Origin of the sequence: Gordonia aquimaris (assembly GCF_026262595.1) — a bacterium.
In the GTDB taxonomy this organism is placed as follows: Bacteria; Actinomycetota; Actinomycetes; order Mycobacteriales; family Mycobacteriaceae; genus Gordonia; species Gordonia tangerina.
The window spans coordinates 1-1,563 of the sequence record NZ_JAPKFM010000068.1 but is presented as its reverse complement, the minus strand read 5'-3'; the positions used below and the strand labels follow the sequence as shown (position 1 = coordinate 1,563).

1 protein-coding gene is annotated in these 1,563 nt (G+C 61.9%); it reads right to left on the bottom strand.

All coding sequences use genetic code 11. The features are described from left to right. Positions 1-80 precede the first annotated feature (80 nt). Entirely contained in the window at positions 81-1,463 is a 1,383-nt protein-coding gene (ltrA, locus tag OSB52_RS24585) for a group II intron reverse transcriptase/maturase (RefSeq protein WP_266063959.1), read from the bottom strand. Positions 1,464-1,563 lie beyond the last annotated feature (100 nt).

The window sequence follows — 1,563 nt, the reverse complement described above, 5'->3', positions numbered from 1 at the left end:
ATCGAGTAGGAGGGCCGGGTTTCCCGGCCCTCCTCTCACACCACCGTACGTGCGGACCTCGCATACGGCGGTTCGCTGAGTCAGTGAAACCTGGCCCAGGCAGAGTGAAAGAAGATCAGGCCCAAGCCCTCCCAGTACTTCGTCGGGAGAGCCCGGTGCAGGATGGGCGACTTCGCGATCCGCCAGTAGCCACGACTAGTCATGCCCCACTGCCAGGCCAGATCAGCCCGAATCCCGAGGTCACGCAGATTCGCGACCCGTGTACGGCCACGTTTCCATTCCTTCCACCGGATTTGGCGCAGCCTGCGGCGATACCATTCATCGAGGTCGGAGAGCTTGCGTGGCGTGTCCGCCAAGCGGAAATACCCCATCCAACCCCGCACATACTGGTTGAGCCGCATGATGCGATACGACATCGACACACTCCACCGCCGAGACGTCAACACCCGGAGACGGGCCCTGGCCCGCGACCACGCCTTCGGCGCCACCCTGATCTTGACTCCCGCCGTGGTGAAGAAGAACCCGAACCCCAGCAACACAGCTGTCGTTGCCGGAGCGATCGAGGACTTGTCTTTGTTCACCCTCAACTTCATCCGCCGCTCTAGGAACACGGTGCTCGTCTCGAGCACCCGTTCAGCGGCCCGCTTGGATTTCACGAAGACACGGATATCGTCGGCATACCGGACAAACCGATGCCCACGCGCCCACATCTCCTGATCGAAATCGTCGAGCATGATGTTGGACAACAACGGCGACAACGGCGACCCCTGCGGGGTTCCCTCCGCCGTCGGCTGTCGCACCCCATCGACCATGATCCCCGCCTCAAGATAGGCGCGGATCAGCTTCAGCAGCCGCTTGTCCTTCACTTTCCGCGCAACCCGGGACATGAGGATGTCGTGGTTGACCCGATCAAAGAACGCATCGAGATCGACCTCGACCACCCACCGATACCCCTGCTCGATCACCGTACGGGCGACCTTGACCGCAGAGTGGGCGCTCTTGCCCGGCCGGAACCCATAAGAGACCGGCACGAACCCCGGATCAAAGATCGGGGTCAATACTTGCGCGATAGCCTGCTGGATCAGCCGATCCAGCACCGTAGGCACCCCCAATTTCCGTTGCCCACCATCAGGTTTGGGAATCAACACCTGACGCACCGGCGACGGACGATACGTGCCCGCATCCAACGCCACCGTGACCTCACCCCAATGCTCCCGACACCACCCACGCAACTGCTCCGTGGTCATGCCATCCACACCGGGCGAGCCCCGATTACGTTCGACACGTTTCACCGCAACACCCAGGTTCTGTGGGCTAAACACCTGCTCCCACAGCCCCTGGCCATCCCTGACATCGTTCCCAGCACCCGCCGAACGACCACTACGCACAGCCGAGGGCCCTTCCGGATTCACCGGTACCTCCTCATCGGTCTGCCCCGCCAGAAGCGGGTTGGCGGCGATCATCGTCGTCGTCGCGAGAAATGCTGGTCACAACCGTCAATTCTCAGCGTTCAGCCCTTCCCAGCACTCACCTGATTCCCGCTGGTACTACGACCTCTGCTGA

Bases quoted from the DNA above. Each gene is read 5' to 3' on its own strand.
- ltrA (WP_266063959.1), bottom strand. From the start codon at position 1,463: ATGATCGCCGCCAACCCGCTTCTGGCGGGGCAGACCGATGAGGAGGTA.